This window comes from Mesorhizobium sp. M0119, assembly GCF_040322615.1.
In the GTDB taxonomy this organism is placed as follows: Bacteria; Pseudomonadota; Alphaproteobacteria; order Rhizobiales; family Rhizobiaceae; genus Mesorhizobium.
Window position 1 is genome coordinate 157,396 of record NZ_JAMYTU010000008.1, and the last position, 26,969, is coordinate 184,364.

Below are 26,969 nucleotides of genomic sequence, written 5' to 3' on the forward strand. Positions count from 1 at the left end.
GCCGGCGCGATTTACCTATTCGGCCGGCAAAGGACCTTCGATGCCAAAGACCTCCAACCAGTTCGCCGATATTTCCGACTTCGCCGACAAGGCGGCCGAGCTTGCGGCGGCTCGCCAGCACCTGCACGCGCATCCCGAGCTTTCTTTCCAGGAGCATGAAACCGCTGCATACGTTGCTGAACGGCTCGAAGGCTGGGGCTACGAGGTGACGCGTAATGTCGGCGGCCTCGGGGTCGTCGGCCGCTTGCGCCAGGGCAGCGGCCGCAGCATCGCCATCCGCGCCGACATGGACGCCTTGCCGATCACCGAAGCGACCAATCTCCCTTATGCCAGCCAAGCCAGCGGCAAGATGCACGCCTGCGGCCATGACGGCCACACCACGATGCTGCTCGGCGCGGCCGAATACCTGGCGCGCACGCGGCATTTCAACGGCACGGTGAACCTCATTTTTCAGCCGGCCGAGGAAGCCGGCAAGGGAAGCGGAGCGCAGGCGATGATCGCCGACGGCCTGTTCGAGCGCTTTCCTTGCGATGCGATATTCGGGCTGCACAACCACCCGGGCGCGCCAACGGGTTCGTTCCTGATGCGCGCCGGGCCGCTGATGGCGGCGAGCGATACTGTCACCATCAAGATCGCCGGGCGTGGCGGCCACGCCTCCCGTCCGCACCTGACGGTCGACCCGATCGTCGCTGCCGCCAACATCGTCATGACCCTGCAGACGGTGGTATCGCGCAACGTCAACCCGATCGAGACGGCTGTCGTTACCGTCGGCACCATTCACGGCGGCACGGCCTCCAACGTCATCCCGGAACACGCCGAGATCACGCTGAGCGTTCGCTCTTTCTCGGCCGAGATTCGCGACACGCTCGAGCAGCGTATTCGCAGTATCGCAGCACTTGTGGCGCAGGCACATGGCGCAACGGTCGAGATCGACTACGAGCGCGGCTACCCAGTGGTGATCAATTCCGAGGGCGAGACGTCCTTTGCGACAGACGTCGCTGTTGAACTCGTCGGTCAGGACAAGGTGTCCGTCTGCCCGTTGATCCCCGGCAGCGAAGACTTTTCCTATTTCCTTGAGCACAAACCTGGTTGCTTCCTCCGCCTCGGCAACGGCGAGGATTCAGCCATCCTGCACAGCTCGAAATATGATTTCAACGACGGCAATTTGACCGTCGGCGCAGCGCTCTGGGCTCGATTGACCGAGAGATTTCTGGCCGCTTGATCCATACTTGCGGCTGGGATCGCCGATCGGCCGGTCGAGCAGAATTGGGGCGACCGGCCGCGCGACCATCTTCAACGAACTCTCACCGCATTCCAGCTCCTTCGAACAGGTAAGGTTTCGCTTTCAGACGAACAAAAAGTCACTCGTTGTCAGCGGGCTCGCAAAGTTTGCGAGAGTAACTTGATCGACTCCCGCGGTAATAATGGTGTCGGTTCCACTTTGCGCAATTGTGAGATCATCGAACGATTGCACGCCCTCCACGCCGCTAAAGACGATAGTGTCACCTTGGGTCTGGCTGAAGTCGTAGATGGTGTTTTGGGTTCCGACCGTCATTGAACCATCATCCTTGAATATGAATTGGTCTGCGCCGCCCTGAGCCAACTCGCTCAGTTGTCCATCCCCCCACATGTCATTGATGACCGTGCAGCCGGGTGCCGCGCTCCCAGCGTACAGGGTATCATTTCCACCTTTGGCCGAACCGGACATTTGTAGAGCGTCGCCGCACAGGAAGTTACGGACCTGACCGCTTTCGTTGTTGTGGCCCCCGGTAAGAATGTCGTTGCCGCCCTGGGCGGAGCCGGACATAGCGCGCGCGTCGCCGTACAACTCGTTTAGAACATCAGGAAAGGCGCTCTTGTCCCCGCCGGTCAGGGTGTCATTGCCGCCCACAGCGTTGCCGAGCATCGTCACGGCGTCGCCATACCCCACATTATGGGCGGTGCCTTGCAGCACGGCCACGTCATCGCCCCCAAGCGCATGGTCGAGCATACTGCCGCCGGCGTCCCCGTAGAACGTTACCTGGGACCCACCCACGCTCGTGAAGGTATCGTTGCCGCCCGTCGCAAAATCGGAAAGATCGCCGCCCGCATCGCCATAGAGAGTTTTGCCCCCGAGATCCCCAAACGTGTCTGTGTAATAGTCGTCGCCGCCCAGAGCATGGCCAGACATGTTGCCGCCGGCGTCGCCGAAGAAAGTGTTGGCGGAAAAGGAGCGGCCCGTAAAGGTATCGTTGCCACCCCTACTGTCGTCCGACATGTCGCCGCCGGCATCGCCGTAGAAAGTGTTGAATGAATCGCTCTTGCCCGTGAAGCTATCGTCGCCGCCCTGCGCATTGCCAGACATGTTGCTGCCGGCGTCACCGTAGAAAATGTTATTGGCTTCTGTCGAGCCCTCGAAGGTGTCGTTGCCGCCCTTGCTGCGATCGGACATCTCGCCGCCTGCATCACCGTAGAAGGTGTGGTCGGCTCCTTGTTTGGTTTGGGTCAGGAAAGTGTCGTCACCCCCCTGAGCATGGCCGAGCATGTTGCCGCCGGCGTCACCATAGAAGGTATCGACTACCTGCCTTGCCAATCCACTGTTGAAGGTATCGTTGCCGCCCTTGCTGTGGTCCGACATATCGTCGCCCGCGTCACCATAGGCAGTGGTCGTGGTGGACGAAAGCCCCGTGGTGAAGGTGTCGTCACCGCCCCGAGCAAAATTGAACAAGCTCCGAGCCGCGTCACCGTAGAAGGTGTAGGTCGGCGCTCCGGTTTCCGTAAAGGTATCGTTGCCGCCTCTCGAGAAATCGAGCAGGCTGCCGCCAGCATCGCCGATTAAGATGTTTGTATTTGGATCGCCTGCGAGGGTGTCATCGGTGCCGCGTTGATGATCTCTTAGATCACCGGAAGTAAAGGGAACACGTTTAGACATTGTTCGCTCTCCTGTTGAGCCTGCCCGTCCCATGACAGCCGTACGATGTGAGGCAAGAGCGAGCAATAATCCCGAAGGGCTATGTCGTTAGGCGTAGGGATCGGTAACTCGTCACCGGGGCGCCATTAGCGGCAGCTTCCTGAGGCCGTCCTATTCCCGGCTATCCCAGCCTCGCTCTCGCCTTGGCCGTCCAGGCGTTGAACAGCCGGTCGGCGACGATGCCGATGAAGGCGATGGCCAGGCCGGCGACGATGCCGCGGCCGGAATCGGCCTTGGACAGGGCGATGAACACCTCCTGGCCGAGATCGCGCGTGCCGACCATGGCGCAGATGATGATCATCGCCAGCGCCATCAGGATCGTCTGGTTGACGCCGAGCATGATCTCGGGCAGCGCCAGCGGCAGTTGCACGCGAAAGAAAGTTTGACGCGGGGTACAGCCCGAGACCTTCGCCGCCTCGATCAGCGCCGGCGGCACCTGCCGGATGCCGTGATTGGTGTAGCGGATGGCCGGCACCACGGCGAAGGCGACGGTGGCGATCATCGCGGTGACGTCGCCGACTCTGAATAGCATGACCACCGGAATGATGAAGCAGAACGACGGCAGCACCTGCAGCGTGTCGATGACCGGCGTGACGATCTTTTCGAAGCGGTCGCTGCGCGATGCCATCAGCCCGATCGGGATGCCGATCAGGCAGGCGATAAAGGCCGAGATGCCGCACAGATAGACCGTCGCCATGGTCTTTTCCCAAAGTCCGGTGACGGCGCAGAACGCTGTCAATGCCGCGACCAGGGCGGCGAGGCGTAAGCCGCCGAGCTGGTAGCCGGCAAGGCCGAGGAGACACACCGCGCCCAGCCACGGAAAGCCCTCGCAGAAGGCGCGCACCGGGTTCAGCACATTGAGGATAAGCGCCACGCGGAACGCTTCGATCGTGTCGAAGAAGTTGATGGTGATCCAGTTCACCGCCGCCTTCCACAAAGGCGCGGTGGTGAAGGTGATCGCTTTCGGCACCGCGGCGAAGGCCGGCACGAACAGGCCGAGCAGCGTGGTGACGGCGAGGATGGCGACGGCCAGCGTCAGATTGGGATAGCGCCGCCAGAAGCTGGTGCTGGCCTGATGGCGGACATTGCCCTTGGCGTGATTGTGGGCGATCGCCTGGCTCAGCCGGTCGAGTGCAATTGCCAGTGCGACAATGGCTAGGCCAGCCTCCATCGCCTCGCCGACCTTGAGCGCGCGCAACGCCAAAAGCACGTCATAGCCGAGCCCACCGGCGCCGATCATCGAGGCGATGATCACCATATTGAGCGCCAGCATGATGACCTGGTTGACGCCGACCATCAATGTCGGCCGCGCCGACGGCAACAGCACCCGCCACAGTTTCTGCCGTGCCGTGCAGCCGGCCATCTCGCTGAAATCGTCGATCTCCGACGGCACCCGCGACAGGCCGAGCATCGTCGCCCGCACCATTGGCGGCGTCGCGAAAATTGCCGTCGCGATCATTGCCGAGACCGGGCTGTTGCCGAACAGAAGCAGCATCGGGATCAGATAGGCGAAGGTCGGGATCGTCTGCATCAGATCGAGGGCAGGGGAGATCAACAATCTCTCTGCCCAAGGTTTGCGCCATGCCCAGATGCCGGCGAACAGCCCGGTGACAATGCAAAACGGCACGGCGATCGAGATCAAGCCGAGCGTCAGCATGGCGCTGGTCCACTGCCCGAACAGCGCGATGTAGAAAAAACAGCCGCCGACCAGCGCACCCAGCTTCCAGCCGCCGGCGGCGCGCCCGGCAAGATAGGCGGCAGCGCAGACGCCGACCCAGGACAGGCGCGGCAAGACGATCATATCCGCGCCATGGCCGATCTTGAAATTCTTGGCCAGAAGACCGAGCGCGAAATCGAGCGGCACGCCGAGCACCGCGGTGATCGAGCGGGTCAGCCAGGAGAAGTTCGACTTCACCCAGTTCATCAGCGAACTGACCCAGTCGGCGACAGGAACGGTCGCGCCGGCCGGGTAATTGACCGCCCAGGGCAGGCTTTCCTGCAGCAGGAAGACAATAAGCACGGCGGCGAGCGCGCAGGCCCAGATCGCCAGCCAGGTTTGAACCGGCCGGGGCCTCGCTGCGCTGGCGCTTGCCGTGACCGTCATGCGCCGGCCCCACGACGCTCGATGCCGGCGAGAAGATCGATCACCGCCTGCGGCGTGACTTCGCCGATCGGCTTGCCGGTGCCGTTGACCACCGCGAAGGGTTTGCCGGCAGAGACAATATCTGCCGAGAAACTGGCAATCTTGGCATCCGGCGCGACCGTGCCGCCGTACTCGGCGCCGTCGCAGGCGCGCATCAGGCTTTTGGCGGAGATCACCTTGGCGCGATCGACGTCGCGGGTGAATTCGGCGACGTAGTCGGTCGCCGGGTTGACCACCAGCTCTTCCGGCGTGCCGATCTGGATGACCTCGCCGTCCTTCATGATGGCGATCCGGTCGGCCAGCCGGATGGCCTCGTCGAAATCATGGGTGATGAAGACGATGGTCTTGTGCAGCATGGTCTGCAGCCGCATCAGCTCGTCCTGCATCTCACGGCGGATAAGCGGATCGAGGGCCGAGAACGGCTCGTCGAGGAACCAGATTTCCGGCTTCGTGGCGAGGCTGCGGGCGATGCCGACACGCTGCTGCTGGCCGCCGGAAAGCTCGCGCGGATAGAAATGCTCGCGACCGCGCAAGCCGACCAGCTCGATCACTTCCCGCGCGCGCGCCTCGCGCGTCGGCCGGTCCTGCCCCTGGATGCCCAAGGGAAAGGCGATGTTCTCCAGTACGTCGAGATGCGGCAGCAAGGCAAAATTCTGGAACACCATGCCCATGCGATGGCGCCGCAGCTCGATCAGCGCGGCATCGGAAATCTTGAGCAGGTCCTTGCCCTCGAACTCGACCTTGCCGTGGGTCGGCTCGATCAGCCGCGACATGCAGCGCACCAGCGTCGACTTGCCTGACCCGGAAAGTCCCATGATGATGAAGATCTCGCCCTGGCGGATTTCGAGATCGACGGCGCGCACCGCGCCAACCAGTCCGGCCGCGGCGATATCCGCCAGGCTGGCCTTGCCGTCGCGCCGGCGGATGAAATTGGCCGCGTCCGCCCCGAACAGCTTCCAGACATTGCGACAGGCAAGCTTTATCGGGCGGGCATCGTTGCCCGCTTTCGCCGCCTGTTCAATCGTATCGGTCATGCGATCGTCCTTCTGGAACACGGGATCGAGACCCGGCCACGAATGGCCGGGTCGTCGGATTTCCAGTCAGACGGTCACTCGGCCCAGGCTTTCCAGTCGGCTTCGTGGGCGGCGATCCAGGCGGCGGCGACGTTTTCCGGCGTCTTGCCTTCGAGATCGATCTGGCCGCTCATCTTGTTGAGCTCGTCGGTATCGACCGTGTAGTTTTTCGCGACCTTGTAGGCGACCGGCCATTTGTCCTTCATCCCGGCCCAGGAATATTTCCAGATCTCGCCATGCGGCTTGCCGCAGTCATATTTCGCGTCGGGGTTCACACCCCATTTCGGGTCGGTGTAGCACTCTGTCGTGTAGTCGGGGAATTCGACCCATTCGCCCTTGTATTTGGCCGGCGCCCAATGCGGCGAATAGATCCACAGCATGATCGGCGCCTTGCGCTGATAGGCCGAGTCCAGTTCGGCGAACATCGCCGCATCGGTGCCGGCATGGATGACGGTGAAGGGCAGTTTCAGCGCCTCGACGCGTTCGTCGTCAAAACCTTCCCATGTCACAGGTCCGCCGAGATAGCGCCCCTTCGGTGTGGTTTCGGCCGTCGAAAAGGCCTCGGCGCATTTCGGATCTTTCAGCGCCTCCCAGTTCGGCAGGCCGGGGCATTTCTCTTTCATATATTCGGGAAACCACCATTCTTCCTTGGCCTTGGGTCCGAGCTTGCCGAGGCGTTCGGTCTGGCCCGTCGCGTCCGAGGCCTTCATCGCCTCGCCGGCCGTCGTGTCCCAGAATTCCAGGCCGACATCGATGTCGCCATTGGTCAGGCCGGTGGTCAGGCTGGAGAGATAGTCTGCGGTCGGATACTCGACGGTATAGCCGAGCTTTTCGAGGATGCCGCCGAGGATCTTGGCGTTCAGATTGACGCTGGTCCAGTCGAACAGCGCGATCTTGATCGGGTCGTTGGATTCCGGCGCCGCCGCATAGGCCGAAGGTGTCAGTGCACTTGCTGCGGCAAGTGTTAAGGCTCCCATTGAGAAATTCGAAATCATGCTCCGAAGTGACATGCTTGTTCTCCTGTCAAGCTCTGGTGGAAGTTATCATTAGTTCCCTTCTTGCGTCTTTTTTTGATTGTGTTGGAAAAGCTGGTCGTTGCGCAAGGCCGTAGGCGCCACAATGCTGCCGAAGCGGATGCCGGCGCAAAACGCAGTGGTGCCCAAATTGGTGAAGATGTGGCGGGACCGGCCGCGTCATGACTGCCGAAGGATTGCTGCCGAAGCAGTCATCCGCGGATCGATCGCCGGTCTTGAGGTAAAAACCATCAAAGTCCCATGATCTCGGCTGTTGGCTCGGCAACTCGCCCAGAGCCACTTTCATGAGATGAAATTATATATACCAACGTTCATGTCGCGCAACGATTAACGCCGGTGCCAATTTCACGGCCCGTCTTTTTGCATGGACCCGTAGATGGGTTTGAAAAAAGCCAAGGTTGCCAGTCATCCCGTATGCGAGTCGCGAGGACAGGGTACCGATACAATGCAGCAGACCAAAATGCCTTACTTCTTCGCCAACCGCGGGATCGCCGCCGGCTTCTGACCTTTCAACACCAGATCATATCCGAGGCTTTCATGACCTCTTCCTTGAACAGACCGCGAATTGCCGTGCTCTTTGGCGGACGTTCCGCCGAACATGACGTTTCGGTGCTTTCAGCAACCAATGTCATGCGTGCGCTGCTGCCCGCCAAATACGATGCCGTCCCAATCTTCGTCACGCGCGAAGGACAGTGGCTGCTGAGCAGCTTCCAGGATGGTACGCTCGCAAAACCTGCGGCCGGCACGGAAGTTTGCCTGGTTCCGGGTGGGCGCGGACGGATGATGGCGATCCCGGCCGACGGCATGCCCTATGATCTGCCTAAGATCGATATCCTGTTTCCCGTCCTGCACGGCCCCCATGGCGAAGACGGCTCGGTACAGGGGGTGGCCGAGGTGGCTCTGGTGCCGCTCGCCGGCTGCGGCATCCTGGGTTCAGCAACCACGCTGGACAAGGATATCGCCAAGCGGCTCCTGAAAGCGGCGGGGCTGCCAATCGCGCGCTCAGTGACGATCCATGAAGGTGCGGCACCCGCCCTCGCCATACTGGAAAGCGAACTCGGCCTGCCGTTTTTCATCAAACCGGCGCGTCAGGGATCGTCAGTCGGCGTCAGAAAGGTCAATGCCAGCCAGGAATTCGATGGAGCGCTTGCTGAAGCCTTCCAGCACGATTGCAAGCTGTTGGCCGAGGAATTCGTTCATGGGCGCGAGATTGAATATAGCGTGCTGGAGGACCCGGCAGGCGACCTGTTCGTCTCGCGGCCAGGCGAGATCGTGCCGGCGGAAAGCCACGGTTTCTACAGCTACGATGCCAAATACATCGACGAGAACGGCGCGGTGCTGAAAGTGCCGGCCGAACTGCCGCCGGAGGTCGAGGCAGGCATGCGGGATGTAGCCGCAAGGGCTTTCAGAGCCGTCGGTTGTGACGGGATGGCGCGCGTCGACTTTTTCCTGACGCCGGACATGCAATTCCTGGTCAATGAAATCAACACCATCCCCGGCTTCACCGATATCAGCATGTATTCCAAGGCAATGGCGGCAAGCGGCGTCAGCTATTCCGAAATCATCGACCGGCTCGTGGAACATGGATTGGCACGGGCCCGCCGAGCAGCCTGAATGCAGCGAAGGGGCTTTCAGATACCAGCGGATGGTACGTTGGCCCGCGCCGCCGCTCACGACATGATCAGGCCGCCATCGACATTGATGGTCTGGCCGGTAATGTAGGCTGCATCGTCGCTGGCCAGAAAGCTGACCAGGCCGGAGACATCCTCGCCGCTGCCGGCGCGGCCCATCGGGATGTTCTTCACCCATTCGGCCATCAGCTCGCCGGGCTTGTAGTCGCCCATCAACTTGCCCCATGCGGCATCGTTATAGGCCCACATGTCGGTGTCGATGATGCCGGGGCAGATCGCGTTGACGGTGATCTTCTCCTTGGCCACTTCCTTTGCCAGGCTCTGGGTAATGCCGACGACGCCGAATTTCGAGGCCGCATAATGCGGCGTGTAGATAAAACCCTGCCGCGCCTGGCCGGATGCGGTGTTGATCAGCCGGCCGCCATCGCCATGCTTGCGGATGCGCGCGATCGCCTCCTGGCAGCACAGGAACACGCCCTTGGTGTTGACCGCCATCACCTTGTCCCATTCGGCCTCGGTCATCGCCTCGATCCTGGCGATTGTGATGACACCGGCATTCTGTACGGAGATGTCGACGCGGCCGAACTCCTGCTCGGCCAGGTCGTAGAGGGCGACGACCTCGTCCTTCCTGGTCACGTCCATGCGCAGCGATGCGACCTTGGCGCCCGCAGCCTTCAGATCGGCGGCAACCTCGTCGACGCGCGCGTCGATGGCGCTGACGACGACCGCAGCACCTTCCGCCGCGAAGCGCCTGGCCATTGCCGCGCCAATGCCGCCGCTGGCGCCGGTGATCACCGCCGTTTTTCCCTGGAATCGCTTCTGCATCTTTTCTCCTACCAGCAGACGAAGCCGCCATCGACGATCAGATCGATGCCGGTGACGAAACTCGAGGCGCGGCTGGCCAGGAACACGGTCGGGCCGACCATCTCTTCCGGCGCCGCCATGCGGCCCATCGGCGTGTCACGCTCAAAGATCCTGACCTGGTCGGCGACCTCCGGCCGCTTGTTCATCGGCGTCAGCGTGTAGCCGGGGCTGATGACATTGACGCGCAGGCCACGATCGGCCCATTCCATGGCGAGGCTCTTCGACATGTGGATGACCGCGGCCTTCGACGAATTGTAATGCGCCTGGGTCAGGCCGCGATTGACGATCGAGCCCGACATCGACGCGATGTTGATGATCGAGCCCTTGCGTCGCGTCAGCATGGCGCGGGCCTCGGCCTGGCAGGACAGGAACACGCCGCTGACATTGACGTCATAGAGCTTCTGCCATTTTTCCAGCGACAGCGTCTCTGCCGGCTCAGCTCCGGCGATTCCGGCATTGTTGACTGCGACCGTCAGCGCGCCGAGTTCCGCCTCCGTACGCTCGATCGCGGCCGCGAGATCGGCCTCTGCAGTCACCGTGCCGGTCAGCACCAGTGCTTTGCGGCCCAATGCGGTGATCTGGTGTGCGGTCTCCTCCAGCCCGCCTTTGGAGGCGTGGCCGAAGCAAGCGATGTCGGCGCCGGCCTCGGCCAGCCCAATGGCGATTGCTTGCCCGATGCCGCTGCCGGCGCCTGTCACAAGTGCCACGTCACCATGAAGTTCGAATAGTTTCATCGTCGGTCCCTCTGCTCCAACCGCCGTCCTCCGGAAATAAAGGGGCGCCAACTCTGTTGCTGGCGCCCCGCGCGGTCTGGTGCCCGGGAGGATACCACCTGCTGCGCTTTGTTTCGATGGGCCGTCCTAGCTCGTGGCGAGTTCCATGACGGCGACGTTGCTTGCCTCGCTGCGGTCGAGAATGCCGCGTTGCCGGCCGCGGCTCAGCACCAGCACGCGATGCGACAGGCCGAGCACTTCCTCGAGGTCGGAGCTCACCACCACCACCGCCATGCCGGAGCGGGCAAGGTCGGCGATGACATCATAGATCGCGGCGCGTGCACCAACGTCGATGCCGCGCGTCGGCTCGTCCAGAATGAACACCTTGGGCGGGCGCGACACCCATTTGGCAATGATCACTTTCTGCTGGTTGCCGCCGGAGAGCTTGCTGACCTCCTGGTTCGGCCGGCCCTTGACGCCGAGCCGGCGAATACCAGCCTCGGCGAATTTCTGCACCGCCTTCGGGAATACCCAGCCATTCGGCGCGACATGGTCGAAATTGCCGATCGCCAGGTTCTCGCCGATCGTCTGGTCGAGCACCACGCCTTGTGCCTTGCGGTCTTCCGGTACCAGAACGACGCCGGCCTTGATCGCCGCCGCCGGGCCATTGAGATGCACCGGCTTGCCGGCGACGCGCACCGAGCCGGATGAGATCGGATCGGCACCAGCGATCGCCCGCACCAGTTCGGTGCGTCCGGCGCCGATCAGCCCGGCAATGCCGAGGATTTCGCCGGCCCGCACCGAAAAGCTGACATTTTGGAAGCTGCGTTCCGGCGAGGACAGGTTCTCGACCTCGAGCAGCGTGTCGTTGCCCGGCGCCGATACCGTAGGGAACATCCGCTCGACGCTGCGGCCGACCATCTGCTCGACGACAGTGCGCACTGGAATGTCGGCGCGCTCGTGCCGGGCGACGATGCGCCCGTCGCGCATCACCACCACGCGGTCGGCGATTTGGGCGATCTCGTCCAGCCGGTGGCTGATATAGATGAAGGACATGCCTTCCGCCTTGAGCTTGCGGATTTGCTGGAACAGGAGCTCCGTCTCTTCGCCGCCAAGGGCTGCCGTTGGTTCGTCGAAGATCAGCAGCTCGGCATTGAGCGTCAGCGCCTTGGCGATCTCGACCTGCTGTTGGGCGGCGATACGCAGCGTGCGCACCTTGCGCTCGGGAGAGACATCGAGGCCGAGGCGCTTCAACTGGGCCGATGCCCGGGCATTCATTGCCGCGCGGTCGATGCGGCCGCTGCGCATCGGCAGGCGCCCGACATAGACGTTTTCGGCGACCGACAGATCGGGCAAGAGCTTCAGCTCCTGGTGGATCATGCCGATGCCGGCGTCGATCGCCGCGGCAGGATTGGCGGGGGAATAAGGGTTCCCCCGCCAGGTGATGGTGCCGGCATCGGGCTTGGTCGACCCGGCGATGATGTTTGAGACAGTCGATTTGCCGGCGCCGTTTTCGCCAAGCAGCGCCACGACCTCGCCCGGCCCCACCTCGAAGCTCGCATCGGCCAGGACCTGCACCGGCCCGTAGCTCTTGCAGAGGCCGCTGACGACGAGCCCGTTATGGGGGCTGTGCGTGTGGCGAGGATCGGTGGACATCGTTGCGCTCGTCGACTGCCGGACTGGTCTCAATCAGGGATGCTTGGCGATGAACTGCTCGACATTGTCCTTGGTGGTCAGCGTCGCATCCTGCAGCTGTTCGGCGGGAATGGTCTCGCCGGCCACCAGCTTGATTGCTGCATCGACGGCTAGCCGGCCCATGCCCTGGGTCTGCTGCGTCGCGGTCACGTCGAAAACGCCGTCCTTCAGTGCCTTGAGCGCCGCCACGTCGCCGTCGAAGCCGGCAACCCAGACCTTGTGGCCGGGATTGGCGACCTTGACGGCCTGCGCCGCACCGAGCGCCAGCGCATCGGCCTGGCCGATGACGATCGACACGTCGGGATGCGACTGCAACAGATCCTGCGTCAGCTTGAAGCCTTCGTCCTGGTGCCAGCCTTCGCTCCACAATTCGCCGACCACCTTGATGTCGGGATAGCCCTTCAGCGCTTCTCCGCAGCCCTTCGAGCGGTCGACCTCGGGCGTCGTACCCTTCTGGCCGTGGATGATGATCAGCTCGCCCTTGCCGCCGGCCTGCTTGGCGATGTAGTCGCAAACCGCCTTGGCCGAGGCCACGCTGTTGGTGGCGATGAAGGTGTCGCCGGGCGCGCCGTCGGCGTTGCGGTCGACATTGATGACTGGGATGCTGGCAGCCTTGGCGGTCTTGGTCGGCACGGTGGCGGCGGTGGCGCCGGCTGGAATGTAGATCAGCGCATCGATGTTCTGCGTGATCAGGTCCTGCACCTGGCTGACCTGGGTCGCCGAATCGCCCTTGGCGTCGACGGTGACGACCTCGATCCCCTTTTCCTTGCCGTAAGCTTCGACGGACTGCTTGATCTGGTTGAAGAAGTCGGCCTGCAGATTGGCGACGGCGAGGCCGAGCTTCTTGGCCTCCTTGGCCGAGGCCATATCGGACAGGCTAAGCAGCGGGATGACGGCCGCGGCGGCAAGCAGCAATGAACGTTTGGTCAGCATGTTTATTCCTCCGTTGATGTTCAATCTGTCCTGCCCGCGCATCGCGGCGCCCCTTGGCCGAACAACTCCCAGTTTCGGATCACCGATCCGTTTTCGCCCGAATATCCGGGTGAATCTCATTGAGCCCAATTCTTCATTGTGCCCCATTCTTCATTGTGCTCGGCGCCGCCACGTGTCGGTGGCCACCGCCAGCGCGATCACCACGCCGATAACCACTTGCTGGATGAAGGGCGAGACACCGAGCAAGTTGAGCCCGTTGCGCAGCACGCCGATGATGAGGACGCCGATGGCGGTGCCGCCGATCGAACCGACGCCGCCCGACAGGCTGGCGCCGCCGATTACCACCGCCGCGATCGTGTCGAGTTCGTAGCCGAGGCCGGAGCTTGGCTGGACGGAATCGAGCCGGGCGGCGAGCACGATGCCGGCGAGACCGGCGAGCACGGCGCAGATCGCATAGACCCAGTTTGTCAGCGACTTGACCGGTATGCCGGACAGCCGGGCGACTTCGGCGCTGCCGCCGATTGCGTAGAGGCTGCGGCCGGTGGCGCGGTAGTTCAGGAAGATCGCGAAAATGACAGCAAGCACGATCATCAGCCCGACGGTGACCGACAGGAATCCGAAATGGCGGATGATCGACAGGCTTGTGAACCAGTCGGGAAAGCCGACGATCTGCGAGCCGTCGGTGATCATGTTGGCGAGGCCGCGTGCCACCGACATCATGGCCAACGTGGCGATGAAGGGCGGCAGCTTGGTGACCGTCACCAGCAGGCCCGAAACCAGCCCGCAAAGGCCGGCGACGACGAGGGCTGCGGCGATGCCGGCCGGCAGGCCGAGATTGAGATAGTCCGGATGGGCGACGAAGCCCATCACCATGGAAGCTAGCGCCAGCACCGAGCCGACGGACAGGTCGATGCCGCCGATCAGGATGACCAGCGTCATGCCGATCGCCATGATGCCGAGCACGGTGACCTGGTCGAGCACATTGAGGATGTTGCGGACAGTCAGGAAGGTGTCGGTGGTCAGCGAGAGCGCCAGGCACAGCAGAACCAGTCCGATCAGCGGACCCATGGTTCCGGCAAAGACAGCCGAAAACCTTGCGCCCGCCGTAACCTGCGCGCCAGAGCCTGCCTTCAACTCGCTTGCGTCGTTGCTCACAGCCACTTTGTCTCCTCCACAGCAATCCGGCGCTGCATCACCGGGCCACTTTGTTCACCAGCCCCTCCCTGTGAACAATTTATCTTTAGCATGCAATTTTGTTCAGCTAAACTGTTCGTCGGAAAATTGTCAAGGCCTGCCGCTTCATTCGACGACGGGTTTGCGCTGTCCGCCGGTTTGCCTTACGCAAGGTCTCCGAAATCTTGGGCATTTCGAAGTCGCCGGATTGGAATATCATGAGCAGAGCCGGCGGCTGCGGCAAGGCAAACAGATGACGATCGTAGAGAACGAAAGAGCCTCGCGCTTCCCAGACGCCGAACTCAAGGCCCGCGCCGCCTGGCACTATTATGTCGAGGGTCTTACACAGGAGCGGATTTCCGAAATTCTCGGCGTCGGCCGCATCAAGGTTCATCGCATTCTCTCCGCCGCCCGCGAAGAGGGTGTCGTCCAGTTTCGCATCCGCGACAGCGTCGTCGAATGCGTGGTTTTGGAGGAAAGCCTGAAGCAGCGGTTCGGGCTCAGCCAGGCTGTTGTCGTGCCGTCGGCGGCCGACCGAAGCAACGCGCCGCTGATGATCGGCCACGCCGCTGCCGCGTACCTGGCCGACCACGTGAATGCCGGCGATGTCATCGCACTCGGCTGGGGGCGGACACTGAAATTCGCCATCAATGAATTGCCGCGGCGGCCCATCGCCAGGACGACGGTGGTTTCGATGCTTGGCGGCCTCACCCATGCCCAGCCGCTCAACCCGACAGAAAGCGCCTGGGATTTCGCCGAAAAGATCGGTGCGGAGTGCTTCCTGCTGCCGGTGCCGGTCTACGCCGACAGGCCGGAGCAGCGCGACGCGTTCATGAGCCAGCGCAGCGTTCAGGACGTCGTCTTCCGTGCACGCCGGGCAAACATCGCCGTGCTCAGCGTCGGCTCGTTTTCCAACGACAGCCCGATCGCCAATTACGGCTTCATCAAGCCAAGCGAACTCGAGGAACTGCAGGCGGCCGGTGCCGTCGGCGATATTCTGTGTCATTTCATCGACGCCGAGGGCCGCCCGGTCGACCACGAGGTCAACCGCCGCGTCTGCGCCTATCCGCTGCAGGATCTGTCGGATATCCCGAGCATCATCCTGGTGTCGGGAGGCAGCGAGAAGGTTGCGGTGATGCGGGCGGCGCTCGCCAACACCAAGGTTTCGGTTCTGATCACTGACGAAGACGCGGCGAAAGGCTTGCTGGGTCGCTGATATCTGTTGTGTCGCAGGTCTCAGTCTGATCTCAAATGCAGCATCCGTAATTCCGTTCTGTTGCGATCCTTCGCGCCCCCCTCAGGCCTGCCGGCCATCTCCCCCTCTTGGGGGGAGATTGGCAGCTTTGGCGCCGGCGCTCATCCTGCAACGTTGGAGATTGGCGAACGCGGCTGAGCGCGTGATCTCCCCCCAAGAGGGGGAGATGTCCGGCAGGACAGAGGGGGGCGCTGTCCCGCCAGCATCTCGCTAACTAAACCTACCCAACCTCATCCAGCCGCGCGTGGATGTCCCGCGTCGCGTGATAGAGGTCGCGGTAGATTTCTTTGCGGGCGCGATAGGTCGGGACCAGGGCCTTGACGGGGTTGACCTGTCTTGACGGCTGCGCGGCCATCGTCTTTGCGGCAGCTTCCGGCGAGGCAAACCAGCCAACAGCCGCAGCCGCCAGCATGGCGGCGCCGAGTGCGGCGGCTTCGTTGACCGGCGAAACCGAGAGCGGTCGTTCCAGCACACTGGCCATGATCTGCATGAGCAGCGCGCAATTGGTGCCGCCGCCGGCGGCAATCATCGCCGCCGGTTTGCTGCCGGCCTGGGCTTCCATGGCCTCGGTGGCAACCGCCTGCTCGAAGGCGATGCCTTCCAGGACAGCGCGGAAAAGATGCTCCGGCCGGTGATCGAGCGACAGGCCGACAATGGCGCCGCGCGCCGCACCGTCCCAATACGGGCTCATGACGCCGGCCCAATAAGGCATGATGAGCAGGCCCTCGCTGCCTGCGGCAACATCCAGCGCCGCTTTCTCCAGCGCCGCCGCCGAGGGCGAACCGGTGGTGCGAACGATCCAGTCGACCAGCTGCATGCCCGAGCGCAGCACGGTCTCCAGCATGAAACCGGAGCCGGTCGGCGAGACCAGCGTTCGAAAGGCGTCCGAGGTTTTCACCTTGCCGGAATAGCACCCGCTGACCACGCCGGAGCCGAGCGAGAGATAGCTCTTGCCCTCGCCGTAGACGCCCATGCCGAGGCCCATAGCTTGCCCGTCACCGGCTCCTGCCACAACCGGCGTGCCGGCCCTCAGGCCGGTCAGTTGCGCTATGCTTGCGGAAAGCCCGCCGCAAATTGCACCCGGCGCGACCAGCTCGGGCAATTGCTCCATCTGCAGTCCGGCGGCCGCAACGAGGCGGGGATGCCAGGTACCTTTCTCGACGTCAAGCAGCCCGAGCGGATCCGCACTTGCGGTGCTGGTGACCAATCGCCCGGTCAGCCGCTGAACGAAGAATCCGTGCACGTCGACCAGCGCTGCTGCCTGGTGCAGCACCTGCGGCTGGTATTCGGCAAGCCAGGCGATCGCATACAGCGCCGGCGTCGGGTCCGGCGGCTTGCCGCTCCAGTCGCGGATCGCCTCGCGGCCGAGTTCGGCCGAAAGATTGATAACCTGAGGCCGGGCGCGTTCGTCCAGCCACAGGATCGCAGGGATGAGTGGTTTGCCGGCGCTGTCGACCAGCGTGAAGGTCTCGCGCTGGTGGGCAATGCAGATCGCCGCCACCCGCGCAGCGCCGACCGCCTCGGTGACCTGCTTCAATGCCCCAAGCAGCGCCGTCCACCAATGTTCGGCGTCCTGCTCGAAATGGCCGGGCTTCGGATTTGAAAGCGGATAGGTCTCGCGCGCCTGGAACAGCTCCTCGCCGTCGCGGGTGAAGGCAATCGCCTTCACGGCCGTGGTCGAGGCGTCGATCCCGATTACGACATCGTCCATCAAGCGGAGATCCGGCGGGTCAGGCCGCGTTGGTAGCAAACCGTCCGTCCGACTGGTCGAGACGACGGCGGATCTGGGTTATCACCATCGAATCGTCCGGTACACAATTTTCATAGGTCAGGAAATCGCCGGTCTTGAGCGGCTTGACCACCTTGGCGCGCTCGGCAAGGCCAAGCGGCAGGGCGCCGCGGGCGCGTGCATCTTTCCACGTCATAGCGAAGCCGCGATAATCGTTTTCGCCGATCATACCGAGCGACTGGCCAACGCCAAGATCGCTCTTCGCAACCGCCACCGCCTCGGCGACCGGATGGTCGAGCGGCTCCATGTCGGCGCGCTTGTAGACCACCGCGCGCGCCGCCGACAGCGGCACTTCCAGGCTGGTCAGATGATAGGGCCGGAAGATCGTGAAATACGGGCCTTTGCCGACCTTGAGATCGATCATGCGCTCCAGCACACGCGGATGCCGGGTCTCGATGATACAGAACACGCCGGGCGCGACGCCCTTGCCGATGGAATAGTCGACCACGCCCTTGCGATGCAGCACGCCGCCATCCTCGCGCGGGCAGAGCACGCTGGCCAGTTCCTCCAGCGTTGCAGTTGGGCCGTGCATGCCCGGCACGTCGGGCACCAGGCCCGTCGCATTGGCGATCGCCACCATCTCGATCGCCGTCTTCGAGCCGTCGACGAATTCGACCAGCATGCGCGCATTCATGTTGCGCTCTGCCGCCTCCTTCTCGTAGTCGGCCGGCATGGCGTCGATCTTCAGCGGATTGTTCTTGCCCTTGCCGGCGGCGATGATGTTGAAGCCGAGGCTTTTGGCAAAGCCGATGATCTCCAGCGTGCAGGCCGGCTCGTCGCCGGCCGCACCGGTATAGACGACGCCGGCCTTGCGCGCTTCGTCCTTGAGGAAACGGCCGATGGTGATGTCGGCCTCGACATTGAGCATGACGATGTGCTTGCCGTTCTTCATCACTTCGAGCGCGAACAGCGTGCCGATATTGGGATTGCCCGTCGCGTCGATGATGACGTCGATACGGCCGGCCGCCGCCAGCGCATGCAAATCTTCGGTCACCGCGATCTTGCCGGCCTCGATGGCGCGGTCGATCGCTGCCGCATTGCCGGCCTGGACGATGTCGGAACGGTCGTGGCCAGCGAGCAGCGCCGCGTCGATCGCTGCCTGCGGCCTGACTTCGGAAATAGCGCCGATCCGCATGCCCGGCATCAGCGCGACCTGGACGACGATGTCGGTGCCCATTTGCCCGGCGCCGGCAAGCCCGATGGTGATCGGTCCCTGCTGTTCAGCGCGCTGCAGAAGTTCCGCTGCAAATTGCGGATGGGACATGTCGCTTCCTCCAGTTCCTGACGCGCCGCAGCGTCCAAATCAGCGTTTTGAACATTTCTATTTCCAAATGAAAAATATTTCAACCGGCAATTGGGCATTGTCGCCCTGCAATCGGCCGAAGACGATTGGATGAGCGGTCAATCCACACGGCCGTGCCTCTGCAGTCAGAAGGACGCGGCATATTCAGGTTGATTGGGTGCAGCCTTATTCGCTCAGCTGCCGATCTCGAAGAAGGGCGCGCCGAGCAGGTCGGGAACGACATCGATACCGAGTCCCGGCCCGTCCGGAATGCCCATGCGGCTTCCCGAAACCGGCGGCATGTTGGATGCGGTGCGCACCGTCACCCATTCGTGAAAGGCGATGGCGTGCAGCCGGCGCTCCTCCGGCGTCGACAGCGACAGATGCGCCATGGCCGAGGTGTCGATCTCGGCGCCGCCAGTGTCCTCGACCGTGATCATGAAGCCCAGGTCGACGGCAAGGTCGCGGATCTGGCGCGTTTTGGTTACTCCTCCGAGCCGCGAGATCTTCAGCGTCAGCCCATCGGCGGCGCCCTTGCGATGGATGTCGAGCATATCGTCCAGCGACGCGACGGATTCGTCGAGCACCATCGGCTTGTCGAGCGAGCGGCGCACCGACAGGCATTCGTCGATCGTCGTGCAGGGCTGCTCGAACGTGTAGTCGATGGTGCGCGTCGCATCGGCGAACTGGCGCGCCTGGTAAGGGGTCCAGCCGGCATTGGCGTCGCAGAAGATGACGGTGCCCTTCGGCACCGCGGCGGCGACGGCTGTGACGCGTTCGATGTCGTCATGGACGTTGCCGCCAACCTTGACCTGCAGCCGGTGAAAGCCGTCGTTGACGATGCGCTTGGCAAGTGCTGCCATCGCATCGACCGTGCCGTGGGTGACGACCTTGTAGAGTTCGGCCGTCTCGCTTTCGCGTCCGCCAAGCAGGGTGACCAGCGGCACGTCGGCGGCGCGCGCCGCAAGATCCGAGCATGCCATGTCGAGCGCCGACTTGATGTAGGGATGGCCCTTGAACACCGTATCCATCAGCCTGTTGATACTGGCAAGCCCGCGTGGATCATGGCCGATGAGATGCGGCGCGATCTCGACGACGCCGGCGCGCGTGCCGGCGGCGAAGGCCGGCGAATAGAAATTGCCGAGCGGCGCCATCTCGCCCCAGCCGGTGAGCCCGCTGTCGGCGGTGACCGCGACGATTACCGCGTCGAACGCATCGGCGACGCGCCCCTTGGACATGCGGTAAGGCCCGTCGACGAAGGGCTGCACGACATGGTAGGCCTTGATGGTTTTGATCTGCACGTTTTCTGTCCGTTGCCTATTTTCCGGGATGACCGCCAAACTTGTCTGGCTCAGCCGCCTTTAGGCGGCCGGCACGATTGGCGCCGGCGCCCTTTGAGCCGCGCTGTTCCAGCCCGCGCGCATAGGCCAGCAGTTCTTCGAAATCGAGGTCGATATGCTCCTTGGCGTGGCGCTGTGCAGCGCGCATGTCGGTGCCCTTGAGCAACCGCACATAGGTCTCGTGAGCATCTTCGGCAGGCACCGGCTCGTTGCGCGCCCGCTGGTGCAACGCGAAATACATCTGCAGCCGGCTGGTCAGCCGTTGCCACGTTTCAAGCAGCACCGAATTGTCGGCCCATTCGTGGATCAGGCCATGCAGTTGCAGCGCCGTTTCGATCTGCCGCGTCGTGTCCAGTTCGCGCGTCGCCTGCTTCACCGCCGCATGGCGCCGGTCGAGTTCGTCGAAGAAGCGCTGGTCACGAAGCGGCCAGGTCCGCGCGATGGCGAATTCGTCCAGCACCTTGTTGAGCGAATAGGCATCGTCGATATCCTTGGCGGTAACGTCGATGACGAAGGTTCCGGCGTAGGGGATGCTGGTCAGGATGCCTTCCTGCACCAGTTCGCGCATCGCCTCGCGCAGCGGCGCGCGGCTCACCCGCATCTGCTCGGAAATCCTGAGTTCGTTGAGCTTCTGCCCCGGCTCCAGCTGGCCGGTCAGGATCGCCCGCCGGAGCAGCGCGACGATCTCTGCCCTGCGTGTCGTATCGGCGATCGGATTGAAATCCAGCTTTGCCATCCGGCTGCTCCACGAGACCAAAAGCGACACAAGCAGATTGTCGACAATCTAACAAGAGGAATTTCTGGATTGTCGATCCTGCATGACATTGGCGCTCTTCCGGCCTCAGCCAGCCTGGCCATGCAAGCCTTCCCGCTCGCCTCGCTGAGCGTCAGCTGGCTTCTCGCAGCGGGAAACGGACTGGTGCGTAGCCTTCGCAATGTCCATTGACGACTGGGAACCTTTGTGTCACTAGCAGTGACATGAATTCACAAATGATGACTCAGAAATACGAGAGCCCGCTGCGGGCGGAGCAGGCGCAGGCGACGCGCGAGCGCATCCTCGCGTCCATTCGAACGATCCTGGAGCAAAATCCGTACAGCCTCCTTGGCTTCGATGAGGTTGCCGAGGTTTCGGGCGTGAACCGAAGGACGATCTTCCGCCACTTCCCGACGAAGGAAGCGCTTCTGGAAGCCTTTTGGGCCAGCACCAATGCCTCGCTGGGAGTGCGGTTCTGGCCTGAGCGGGAGCAGGATCTGATCGATCTTCCTCCCGACCTTTTCGCCTCGTTGGACGCAATCGAAGGCGTAGTCAGGGCCTCGCATGCGAGTGCTACCGGGCGCGAGATGCGCCTGCAAGCCAATAGTGAGCGGCAACGTGCCTTTCGGAGCAGCCTTTCGCAAGTCGCAAACGGAATGGACCCGAAGGCGGCGCGCCAGCTTGAGGCCGTGATCCAGCTCCTGTTCAGCGCCACTGCCTGGCAGACGATGAAAGACTATTGGGGTCTTACCGGCCGTGAGGCCGGAGAGGCAGCCGCCTGGGCAATTCGCGCCTTGCTCAATGCGGCAAAATCGCAGCAGGGCGCTGTTCGAAAGGGAAAAGCAAGTGACTTGGCATAAGACCAAAGCGACGGTCCATCCGGCCGATTCGGTTCAAGGCTTCTGGGTGATGGGCGATCAGGTCGCTGTCCGGGCAAAGCTCGCTGGGACGGCACTCAACGTGATCGACGTCACGGTACCTCCTGGAAGCGGCACGCCGCCCCACACGCATCCTTCCGCGGAAATTTTCCGCATTCTCGAGGGCACTCTCACGATGTGGACAGTGATCGATGGTGTCGCGCAAGAATATGAGGTGGAACCCGGTGATGTCGTCACCATTCCGGGCAAGGCGCCCCATGGCTATCGCAATGCTGGTCCCGTGCCGGTTATATTCATGGCGATCGTCGACGACGAGATGATCGCATTCTTCGAAGAGGCTGCATCCAAGGACGCGCCCTCCGGCCCGCCGACCGCTGACATGATTAACCGCGTGATCGAGCTTACCGGACGCCACGGAATCCAGATCCTGCAGGCGGCCTGACCGGCGAAACCGTTGCGCCAGGCTCAGGATTTGACCTGGCTTATGCCGCCTAAATCCAGCAGTCCATCCATCCAGGGTCGAAGCGGGCCTTCGCGCGAGTGATACGTGCAGCCGCGACAAGCCGTCGGCTGGATGGATATCGCCGTTTGCTGATCCACAAACTGTTTCACAGCTAGAGAGCGCCTCTATGCTGCCATCGTCGCCAGAACCGCCGTTCGCGCGACGGCTTGAATCGACCGTGTCGAAATTATCAGCAAAAACGGCGCCCTTGGCGTGGGAGCCGAGGGCGCCGCGGGACCGGACCTGATGGGGGTTATCAGGTGGCCGGTTTCTCGGGCAGCGGCGAGACCGGCATTCCCGGGCCGATCTTCTGCAGATTGCCGGTAATCACCCGGTCGCCTTCGGCCACACCGCTCAAGATGGCGACCTGATCGCCATTGGTCGGTCCGAGCGAAACGATACGCTGGTCGACGGTGTTGTCCTTGCCGACGACATAGAGGTATTTGCCAAGCTGGCCTGAGCCGAGTGCCGTCTGCGGCACCATCAGCGCATCGGGCTGCTCTTTGACGTGCAGTCTGACGCGGACATACTGGCCGGGCAGCAGCGTGAACTTGCCGTTGCCGATCGTCGCCCGTGCCGTGATCGTGCCGGTCGAGCGATCGATCGTGTTGTCTATGAAGGTAAGATCGCCCTTCTGGCGCGGTTCCGTTTCACCGGGAAGCAGGACGTCGACACTGATCGGTCCCGCGGCCCGGGCTTCCTCGATCTGCGTCAGGTCGGTCTCGCTCGGATTGAAGGTGACGTAGATCGGATCGAGCTGCACCAGGGAGTTGAGCACGGTGCCGGCAACGCTGACCAGCGTTCCGACGGAAGCCTGGCTGCGACCGATGCGTCCCGCGAACGGGGCACGGATTTCGGTATAGCTCAAATTGAGCTCTGCGGTCCGCAAGGCGGCCTGATTCACGGCGAGCGAAGCCTGAGCCTCGCGCAAGGTGCTGGTGCGCTGGTCGAACACGTCCTTGGCGAGATAGCCGCTCTTGGCGAGCTCGCTGCCGCGCCCGAGATTGGAGCGCGCATAGTCGAGTGTTGCCGTGTCGCGCTGGATAAGCGCCTTCGCCTGCTCGAGGGCAGCCTGGAAATCCTCCGGGGCGATCTTGTAGAGAAGGTCGCCCTTTGCAACGTCGCTGCCGTCGGTGGCGACCTGCTCCTGCAGATACCCCGGCACGCGCGCCTGCAGCGTGATGCTGCGAATGGGCTCCACCCGGGCGGCATAGTCGAGATAGATCGGGATCGTCTTTTTGACGACGCTCACCACCGGCACCGGCATGACAAAGGCTTCCGGCTTGGGTGTCGCCGCCCCGGCTGTGCCGGCGTTGAGGCTGAGGCTGCCCATGTCGAGCAGGTGAACGCTCGCCACTGAAATCGCCCCAAGGGCGACGGCCGTTCCCAGCGCGATTTTCCATTTACGCATGATCAATTCTCCAGTCCTATTCAGCCGCTTCGGCCAATGGCTCGAAGGCGGGTTCGGCAGTTGGTTGTTCAGTCGCTTCGGAGACCGGTTCGCCCTCGCTGCGGCGCTCGCGCAGCTGCTCGATCACCGCATAGAAGACCGGCACGAACACCAGCGACAGGATCGTCGCCGCGACCATGCCGCCAAAGACGGTGGTGCCGATCGACTGCCGGCTCGCGGCACCTGCACCTGTAGCGAACATCAGCGGCAGCACGCCGAGGATGAAGGCGAAGGCGGTCATCAGGATCGGTCGCAGCCGAAGCCGCGCCGCTTCCATCGCGGCGTCGACGATGCTGAGGCCTTCTTCGCGCCGGCGCCGGGCAAACTCGACGATCAGAATCGCGTTCTTGGCCGCCAGTCCGATCAACATGACGAAGCCGATCTGCGAATAGACGTCGATCTGCATGCCGCGCAGCCACAGCACGACGAACGCACCGAACAATGCAAGCGGCACCGCCAGCAGCACCATGAACGGCATCGCCCAGCTCTCATATTGCGCAGCGAGGATCAGGAAGACGAAGACGATCGCGAGACCAAAGACGACGGATGCGATCGATCCCGCCTTGAGCTCCTGATAGGTGATGCCAGTCCATTCGTAGCCGAAATCTCTCGGCAACGCCGTGGCAGCGGCACGCTCCATTGCCGCCACCGCCTGGCCGGACGAAAAGCCGGGGGCGGCGCCGCCATTGATCAGGGCCGACGCATTGTTGTTGTAATGCGGCACGGTCTCGGGGCCGACGATGGGCACAAGCTTGCCCAGCGTGCTCAGCGGCACCATGCCACCCGAAGCATTGCGGACATAGAGCCGCGAAATGTCGGCCGGGCCGGCACGAGAGTCCTTGTCGGCCTGGATCGTCACCCGGAAGGTGCGGCCGAACAGGTTGAAATCGTTCACATAGAGCGAGCCGAGATAGATCTGCAGCGTATTGAAGACGTCCGGCAGGTTGAGCCCGAGCAGCTTCGCCTTGGCGCGATCGAGATCGTAGTTGAACTGCGGCGTCGAGGTCGAGAACGACGAGAACAATTGCTGCGGGTTGAGCTCGGGCTGCTTGCGCGCCTCGGCAATCACCGCTTGCGTCGCATCGTTGAGTGCCACGCTGCCGCGGCCGGTCAGGTCCTCGACCTGGAACTCGAAGCCACCGGTGGTACCAATGCCCGGGATAGACGGCGGGTCGAAGCTCAGCGCAAAAGCCTCCGGAATTTGCAGCAGCTTGTTGCGCACGTCGGCGACGAGCTTCGAGGCGCTCTGGTCGGGACCGCGTTCGTCCCATGGCTTCAGGATGGCGAATTCGACCGCCGAGTTCGACTGCGCGGCGCTGGTCAGGAAGTTCAAGCCGCTGATCGAGCCGACGATGTCGACACCGGGGGTATTCTGCAGGATGTCGCGTGCCTTTTGCGCCACGGCGTCGGTGCGTTCCAGCGAGGCCCCGTCGGGGAGCTGGATGACGACGAAGAAATAGCCTTGGTCCTCGACCGGGAGGAAGGTCGAGGGCAGGCGCTGCCAGACGAAATAGGTCGCGACAAGTCCGGCCGCGAACACGCCGAGCATGATCCAGCGCAGGCGGATGAGAATGCGCACGCCATTCGCATAGGCATGCGCCAGCCGTTCGAAGCCCATGTTGAACCAGCGGAACAGCACGAACTGCGTTTCCGGCCGGTGGCGCAGGAAGGCGGCGCTGAGCGACGGGGTAAGCGTCAGCGAGACGAAGGCCGAAATGCCGAAGGAGATCGCCACCGTCAGGGCAAACTGGTTGTAGAGCCGGCCGGACACGCCGGGAATGAAGGCGACCGGCACGAACACGGCCATCAGCACGGCGGTCGTGGCGATGATCGGGCCGGTGACCTCAGCCATCGCCGTGCGCGTGGCAGCCAGCGGTTTGAGGCCGGCCTCAAGTTGGCGTTCGACATTCTCGACGACGACGATCGCATCATCGACGACGAGGCCGATCGCCAGCACCATGCCGAGCAGGCTGAGCATATTCAGTGAGAAGCCAAGCATATTCATGACGGCCAGCGTCGCCACCAGCGAAACCGGAATTGCGATCGTCGGGATGATCGTGGTGCGCCAGCTTTGCAGGAAGATGAACACCACGGCGACGACCAGGACCAGCGCTTCGCCGAGCGTGATCAGCACGTCGTGCATCGAGGCCGAAACGAAACGTGTCGTATCGTAATGCATGGCGTAGCTGACGCCCTTCGGGAAACGGGCCGACAGCTCCTGCATCTTGTCCTTGACGCGCTGCTGCAGATCGAGCGCGTTGGAGCCCGGCATCTGGTAGACCGCCAGCACCACCGTCGGGTCCTTGCCGAAGAAGGCGGACGACGAATATTGCAGGGCGCCGAGCTCGATGCGCGCAACGTCGCGCAGCCTGACCAGCGAGCCGTTGGCGGTATTGGCCCGCACGACGATGTCGCCGAACTCCTTGGGATCGCTCAGCCTGCCGACGGCGTTGACCTGCATCTCGAAGGCGGTGCCGGCCGGAGCCGGCGACTGTCCGATCTTGCCGGCCGCCACCTGGACGTTCTGCTCGGCGACGGCGTTCTGCACGTCGACGGCAGTAATGCCGAGATTGGCGAGCTTGTCGGGGTCGAGCCAAATGCGCATCGAATAGCGCCGCTCGCCGAAGATCTGCACGTCGCCGACGCCGGGCAGGCGCTTCAGCGGATCGACCACCTGCAGATAGGCGAGATTGCTCAGCGCGACCGGGTTGACGGAACCGTCCGGCGAGGTGAGGTCGACGATCAGGACGAAGTTCGGATTCTGCTTCTTGATCGTCACGCCGCCCTGGTTGACGATGGCCGGCAACGAGGAAGCCGCCTGCGAAACGCGGTTCTGGACGTCGACGGCGGCTGTGCTCAGGTCGTAGCCGACGTCGAAGGTGATGGTGATCGTCGAGGAGCCGTCATTGGAGCTCGACGACGACATATAGGTCATGCCCTGGACGCCGTTGATCTGCTGTTCGAGCGGCGTCGTCACCGTGTCGGCGACGACCTGCGCGCTGGCGCCCGGGTAATGGGCGCTGACCACGACCTGGGGCGGCGTGATGTCGGGAAATTGCGAGACGGGCAGAAGGAAATAACAAATCCCTCCGGCGAGCACCATGATGATGGCGATCGCCGACGCGAAGATCGGACGATGGATGAAGAAGTTTACCATGAGATGCACGCCTCGCCCGATGCTCTGGCCCGGCCAAAGGCCCTGGCTACCCTAGACAGCCGCCGGCTGCGCGTTGAGCCGGAATCTTCGAGAAAGCCGAAATCTTGCAGAGGGCGGCGCGGCGCATTGCGGCGCTCGGCCTGCTCATCAGCCAGCGCACGCAGCATCGCCTCGAAAGACCGCGGGTCGACGCGGTCGGCTTTCATCAGCATGCGGATCATCGGATCCCTCACGACTTCATCGATCGTCAGATCATTGCGCTGCGACATCGAAGCGGCTCCTGGTTTTTGGCGATCCGCGGCAAGCCGCGGATCGGGTGTTCTCTTGCTCGCCGGCCGAGGCCGTGAGGTGCG

21 protein-coding genes are annotated in these 26,969 nt (G+C 63.0%); 5 read left to right on the forward strand and 16 right to left on the reverse strand.

The features are described from left to right. Positions 1 to 40: 40 nt before the first annotated feature. Positions 41 to 1,222, forward strand: a complete 1,182-nt coding sequence (locus NKJ40_RS10840; RefSeq protein ID WP_352466091.1) for a M20 aminoacylase family protein — start codon at positions 41 to 43, stop codon at positions 1,220 to 1,222. A gap of 123 nt (positions 1,223 to 1,345) precedes the next feature. Here the strand turns inward: NKJ40_RS10840 and NKJ40_RS10845 are convergent, their stop codons facing one another. From NKJ40_RS10845 to NKJ40_RS10860, 4 genes are all read right to left on the reverse strand, one after another. Then, on the reverse strand, positions 1,346 to 2,911 hold the full coding sequence (locus NKJ40_RS10845; RefSeq protein ID WP_352466092.1) for an autotransporter outer membrane beta-barrel domain-containing protein: 1,566 nt from the start codon (positions 2,909 to 2,911) through the stop codon (positions 1,346 to 1,348). A gap of 160 nt (positions 2,912 to 3,071) precedes the next feature. Continuing rightward, entirely contained in the window at positions 3,072 to 5,054 is a 1,983-nt protein-coding gene (locus NKJ40_RS10850; RefSeq protein WP_352466093.1) for an ABC transporter permease, read from the reverse strand. Next, entirely contained in the window at positions 5,051 to 6,127 is a 1,077-nt protein-coding gene (locus tag NKJ40_RS10855) for a quaternary amine ABC transporter ATP-binding protein (protein ID WP_352466094.1), read from the reverse strand. The genes NKJ40_RS10850 and NKJ40_RS10855 overlap by 4 nt, the downstream gene beginning before the upstream one ends. Positions 6,128 to 6,201: 74 nt before the next feature. Continuing rightward, entirely contained in the window at positions 6,202 to 7,176 is a 975-nt protein-coding gene (locus NKJ40_RS10860; protein WP_352466095.1) for an ABC transporter substrate-binding protein, read from the reverse strand. 561 nt (positions 7,177 to 7,737) lie between these two features. Here NKJ40_RS10860 and NKJ40_RS10865 point away from each other — a divergent pair. Further along, the gene (locus NKJ40_RS10865) at positions 7,738 to 8,814 is read left to right on the forward strand and encodes a D-alanine--D-alanine ligase family protein (RefSeq protein ID WP_352466143.1); all 1,077 of its coding nucleotides are present in this window, start codon (positions 7,738 to 7,740) and stop codon (positions 8,812 to 8,814) included. Between the two features lie 56 nt (positions 8,815 to 8,870). Here NKJ40_RS10865 and NKJ40_RS10870 read toward each other — a convergent pair whose 3' ends face one another. The 5 genes from NKJ40_RS10870 to NKJ40_RS10890 form a co-directional block, all read right to left on the reverse strand. Beyond that, complete coding sequence (locus NKJ40_RS10870) at positions 8,871 to 9,656, reverse strand: SDR family oxidoreductase (protein WP_352466096.1); 786 nt, start codon at positions 9,654 to 9,656, stop codon at positions 8,871 to 8,873. 8 nt (positions 9,657 to 9,664) lie between these two features. Next, positions 9,665 to 10,429 carry an SDR family oxidoreductase gene (locus tag NKJ40_RS10875; RefSeq protein ID WP_352466097.1) on the reverse strand — a complete coding sequence of 255 codons (765 nt, stop codon included), beginning with the start codon at positions 10,427 to 10,429 and terminating at the stop codon, positions 9,665 to 9,667. A 126-nt stretch (positions 10,430 to 10,555) separates the two neighbouring features. Then, positions 10,556 to 12,064: a sugar ABC transporter ATP-binding protein gene (locus NKJ40_RS10880; RefSeq protein ID WP_352466098.1), complete on the reverse strand. Its 1,509-nt coding sequence runs from the start codon at positions 12,062 to 12,064 to the stop codon at positions 10,556 to 10,558. A 33-nt stretch (positions 12,065 to 12,097) separates the two neighbouring features. Further along, the gene (locus tag NKJ40_RS10885) at positions 12,098 to 13,036 is read right to left on the reverse strand and encodes a sugar ABC transporter substrate-binding protein (protein WP_292653899.1); all 939 of its coding nucleotides are present in this window, start codon (positions 13,034 to 13,036) and stop codon (positions 12,098 to 12,100) included. Between the two features lie 150 nt (positions 13,037 to 13,186). Continuing rightward, positions 13,187 to 14,197: an ABC transporter permease gene (locus NKJ40_RS10890; protein ID WP_352466099.1), complete on the reverse strand. Its 1,011-nt coding sequence runs from the start codon at positions 14,195 to 14,197 to the stop codon at positions 13,187 to 13,189. Between the two features lie 265 nt (positions 14,198 to 14,462). Here NKJ40_RS10890 and NKJ40_RS10895 point away from each other — a divergent pair, with 265 nt between their 5' ends. After that, positions 14,463 to 15,425 (forward strand): sugar-binding transcriptional regulator, encoded by a 963-nt coding sequence (locus tag NKJ40_RS10895; protein WP_352466100.1) that lies wholly within the window; start codon positions 14,463 to 14,465, stop codon positions 15,423 to 15,425. A gap of 259 nt (positions 15,426 to 15,684) precedes the next feature. Here the strand turns inward: NKJ40_RS10895 and NKJ40_RS10900 are convergent, their stop codons facing one another. From NKJ40_RS10900 to NKJ40_RS10915, 4 genes are all read right to left on the reverse strand, one after another. Next, positions 15,685 to 17,175 (reverse strand): xylulokinase, encoded by a 1,491-nt coding sequence (locus NKJ40_RS10900; protein ID WP_352466101.1) that lies wholly within the window; start codon positions 17,173 to 17,175, stop codon positions 15,685 to 15,687. 19 nt (positions 17,176 to 17,194) lie between these two features. Beyond that, on the reverse strand, positions 17,195 to 18,517 hold the full coding sequence (locus tag NKJ40_RS10905) for an NAD(P)H-dependent oxidoreductase (RefSeq protein ID WP_352466102.1): 1,323 nt from the start codon (positions 18,515 to 18,517) through the stop codon (positions 17,195 to 17,197). 212 nt (positions 18,518 to 18,729) lie between these two features. Further along, on the reverse strand, positions 18,730 to 19,836 hold the full coding sequence (locus NKJ40_RS10910; RefSeq protein ID WP_352466103.1) for a mandelate racemase/muconate lactonizing enzyme family protein: 1,107 nt from the start codon (positions 19,834 to 19,836) through the stop codon (positions 18,730 to 18,732). A 16-nt stretch (positions 19,837 to 19,852) separates the two neighbouring features. After that, positions 19,853 to 20,611 carry a GntR family transcriptional regulator gene (locus NKJ40_RS10915; RefSeq protein ID WP_352466104.1) on the reverse strand — a complete coding sequence of 253 codons (759 nt, stop codon included), beginning with the start codon at positions 20,609 to 20,611 and terminating at the stop codon, positions 19,853 to 19,855. A gap of 206 nt (positions 20,612 to 20,817) precedes the next feature. On the opposite strand from NKJ40_RS10915, the gene NKJ40_RS10920 reads away from it, so the two are divergent. Both NKJ40_RS10920 and NKJ40_RS10925 read left to right on the forward strand, forming a co-directional pair. Next, positions 20,818 to 21,489, forward strand: coding sequence for a TetR/AcrR family transcriptional regulator (locus NKJ40_RS10920; protein WP_352466105.1), 672 nt, complete (start codon positions 20,818 to 20,820; stop codon positions 21,487 to 21,489). 49 nt (positions 21,490 to 21,538) lie between these two features. Next, entirely contained in the window at positions 21,539 to 21,949 is a 411-nt protein-coding gene (locus NKJ40_RS10925; protein ID WP_352466106.1) for a cupin domain-containing protein, read from the forward strand. Positions 21,950 to 22,265: 316 nt separating this feature from the next. Here NKJ40_RS10925 and NKJ40_RS10930 read toward each other — a convergent pair whose 3' ends face one another. The 3 genes from NKJ40_RS10930 to NKJ40_RS10940 are packed head-to-tail and all read right to left on the reverse strand — an operon-like array spanning position 22,266 to position 26,885. Continuing rightward, positions 22,266 to 23,420, reverse strand: coding sequence for an efflux RND transporter periplasmic adaptor subunit (locus NKJ40_RS10930; RefSeq protein ID WP_352466107.1), 1,155 nt, complete (start codon positions 23,418 to 23,420; stop codon positions 22,266 to 22,268). A gap of 16 nt (positions 23,421 to 23,436) precedes the next feature. Further along, entirely contained in the window at positions 23,437 to 26,616 is a 3,180-nt protein-coding gene (locus tag NKJ40_RS10935) for an efflux RND transporter permease subunit (RefSeq protein ID WP_352466108.1), read from the reverse strand. Continuing rightward, positions 26,610 to 26,885, reverse strand: coding sequence for a hypothetical protein (locus NKJ40_RS10940; protein WP_352466109.1), 276 nt, complete (start codon positions 26,883 to 26,885; stop codon positions 26,610 to 26,612). The genes NKJ40_RS10935 and NKJ40_RS10940 overlap by 7 nt, the downstream gene beginning before the upstream one ends. Positions 26,886 to 26,969: the final 84 nt, after the last annotated feature.

What these genes read in the sequence shown, in the direction of transcription:
- NKJ40_RS10840 (WP_352466091.1), top strand. Translation starts at nt 41, where the DNA reads ATGCCAAAGACCTCCAACCAGTTCGCCGATATTTCCGACTTCGCCGAC.
- NKJ40_RS10845 (WP_352466092.1), bottom strand. Translation starts at nt 2,911, where the DNA reads ATGTCTAAACGTGTTCCCTTTACTTCCGGTGATCTAAGAGATCATCAA.
- NKJ40_RS10850 (WP_352466093.1), bottom strand. Translation starts at nt 5,054, where the DNA reads ATGACGGTCACGGCAAGCGCCAGCGCAGCGAGGCCCCGGCCGGTTCAA.
- NKJ40_RS10855 (WP_352466094.1), bottom strand. Translation starts at nt 6,127, where the DNA reads ATGACCGATACGATTGAACAGGCGGCGAAAGCGGGCAACGATGCCCGC.
- NKJ40_RS10860 (WP_352466095.1), bottom strand. Translation starts at nt 7,176, where the DNA reads ATGTCACTTCGGAGCATGATTTCGAATTTCTCAATGGGAGCCTTAACA.
- NKJ40_RS10865 (WP_352466143.1), top strand. Translation starts at nt 7,738, where the DNA reads ATGACCTCTTCCTTGAACAGACCGCGAATTGCCGTGCTCTTTGGCGGA.
- NKJ40_RS10870 (WP_352466096.1), bottom strand. Translation starts at nt 9,656, where the DNA reads ATGCAGAAGCGATTCCAGGGAAAAACGGCGGTGATCACCGGCGCCAGC.
- NKJ40_RS10875 (WP_352466097.1), bottom strand. Translation starts at nt 10,429, where the DNA reads ATGAAACTATTCGAACTTCATGGTGACGTGGCACTTGTGACAGGCGCC.
- NKJ40_RS10880 (WP_352466098.1), bottom strand. Translation starts at nt 12,064, where the DNA reads ATGTCCACCGATCCTCGCCACACGCACAGCCCCCATAACGGGCTCGTC.
- NKJ40_RS10885 (WP_292653899.1), bottom strand. Translation starts at nt 13,036, where the DNA reads ATGCTGACCAAACGTTCATTGCTGCTTGCCGCCGCGGCCGTCATCCCG.
- NKJ40_RS10895 (WP_352466100.1), top strand. Translation starts at nt 14,463, where the DNA reads ATGACGATCGTAGAGAACGAAAGAGCCTCGCGCTTCCCAGACGCCGAA.
- NKJ40_RS10900 (WP_352466101.1), bottom strand. Translation starts at nt 17,175, where the DNA reads ATGGACGATGTCGTAATCGGGATCGACGCCTCGACCACGGCCGTGAAG.
- NKJ40_RS10905 (WP_352466102.1), bottom strand. Translation starts at nt 18,517, where the DNA reads ATGTCCCATCCGCAATTTGCAGCGGAACTTCTGCAGCGCGCTGAACAG.
- NKJ40_RS10915 (WP_352466104.1), bottom strand. Translation starts at nt 20,611, where the DNA reads ATGGCAAAGCTGGATTTCAATCCGATCGCCGATACGACACGCAGGGCA.
- NKJ40_RS10925 (WP_352466106.1), top strand. Translation starts at nt 21,539, where the DNA reads ATGGGCGATCAGGTCGCTGTCCGGGCAAAGCTCGCTGGGACGGCACTC.
- NKJ40_RS10930 (WP_352466107.1), bottom strand. Translation starts at nt 23,420, where the DNA reads ATGCGTAAATGGAAAATCGCGCTGGGAACGGCCGTCGCCCTTGGGGCG.
- NKJ40_RS10935 (WP_352466108.1), bottom strand. Translation starts at nt 26,616, where the DNA reads ATGGTAAACTTCTTCATCCATCGTCCGATCTTCGCGTCGGCGATCGCC.
- NKJ40_RS10940 (WP_352466109.1), bottom strand. Translation starts at nt 26,885, where the DNA reads ATGTCGCAGCGCAATGATCTGACGATCGATGAAGTCGTGAGGGATCCG.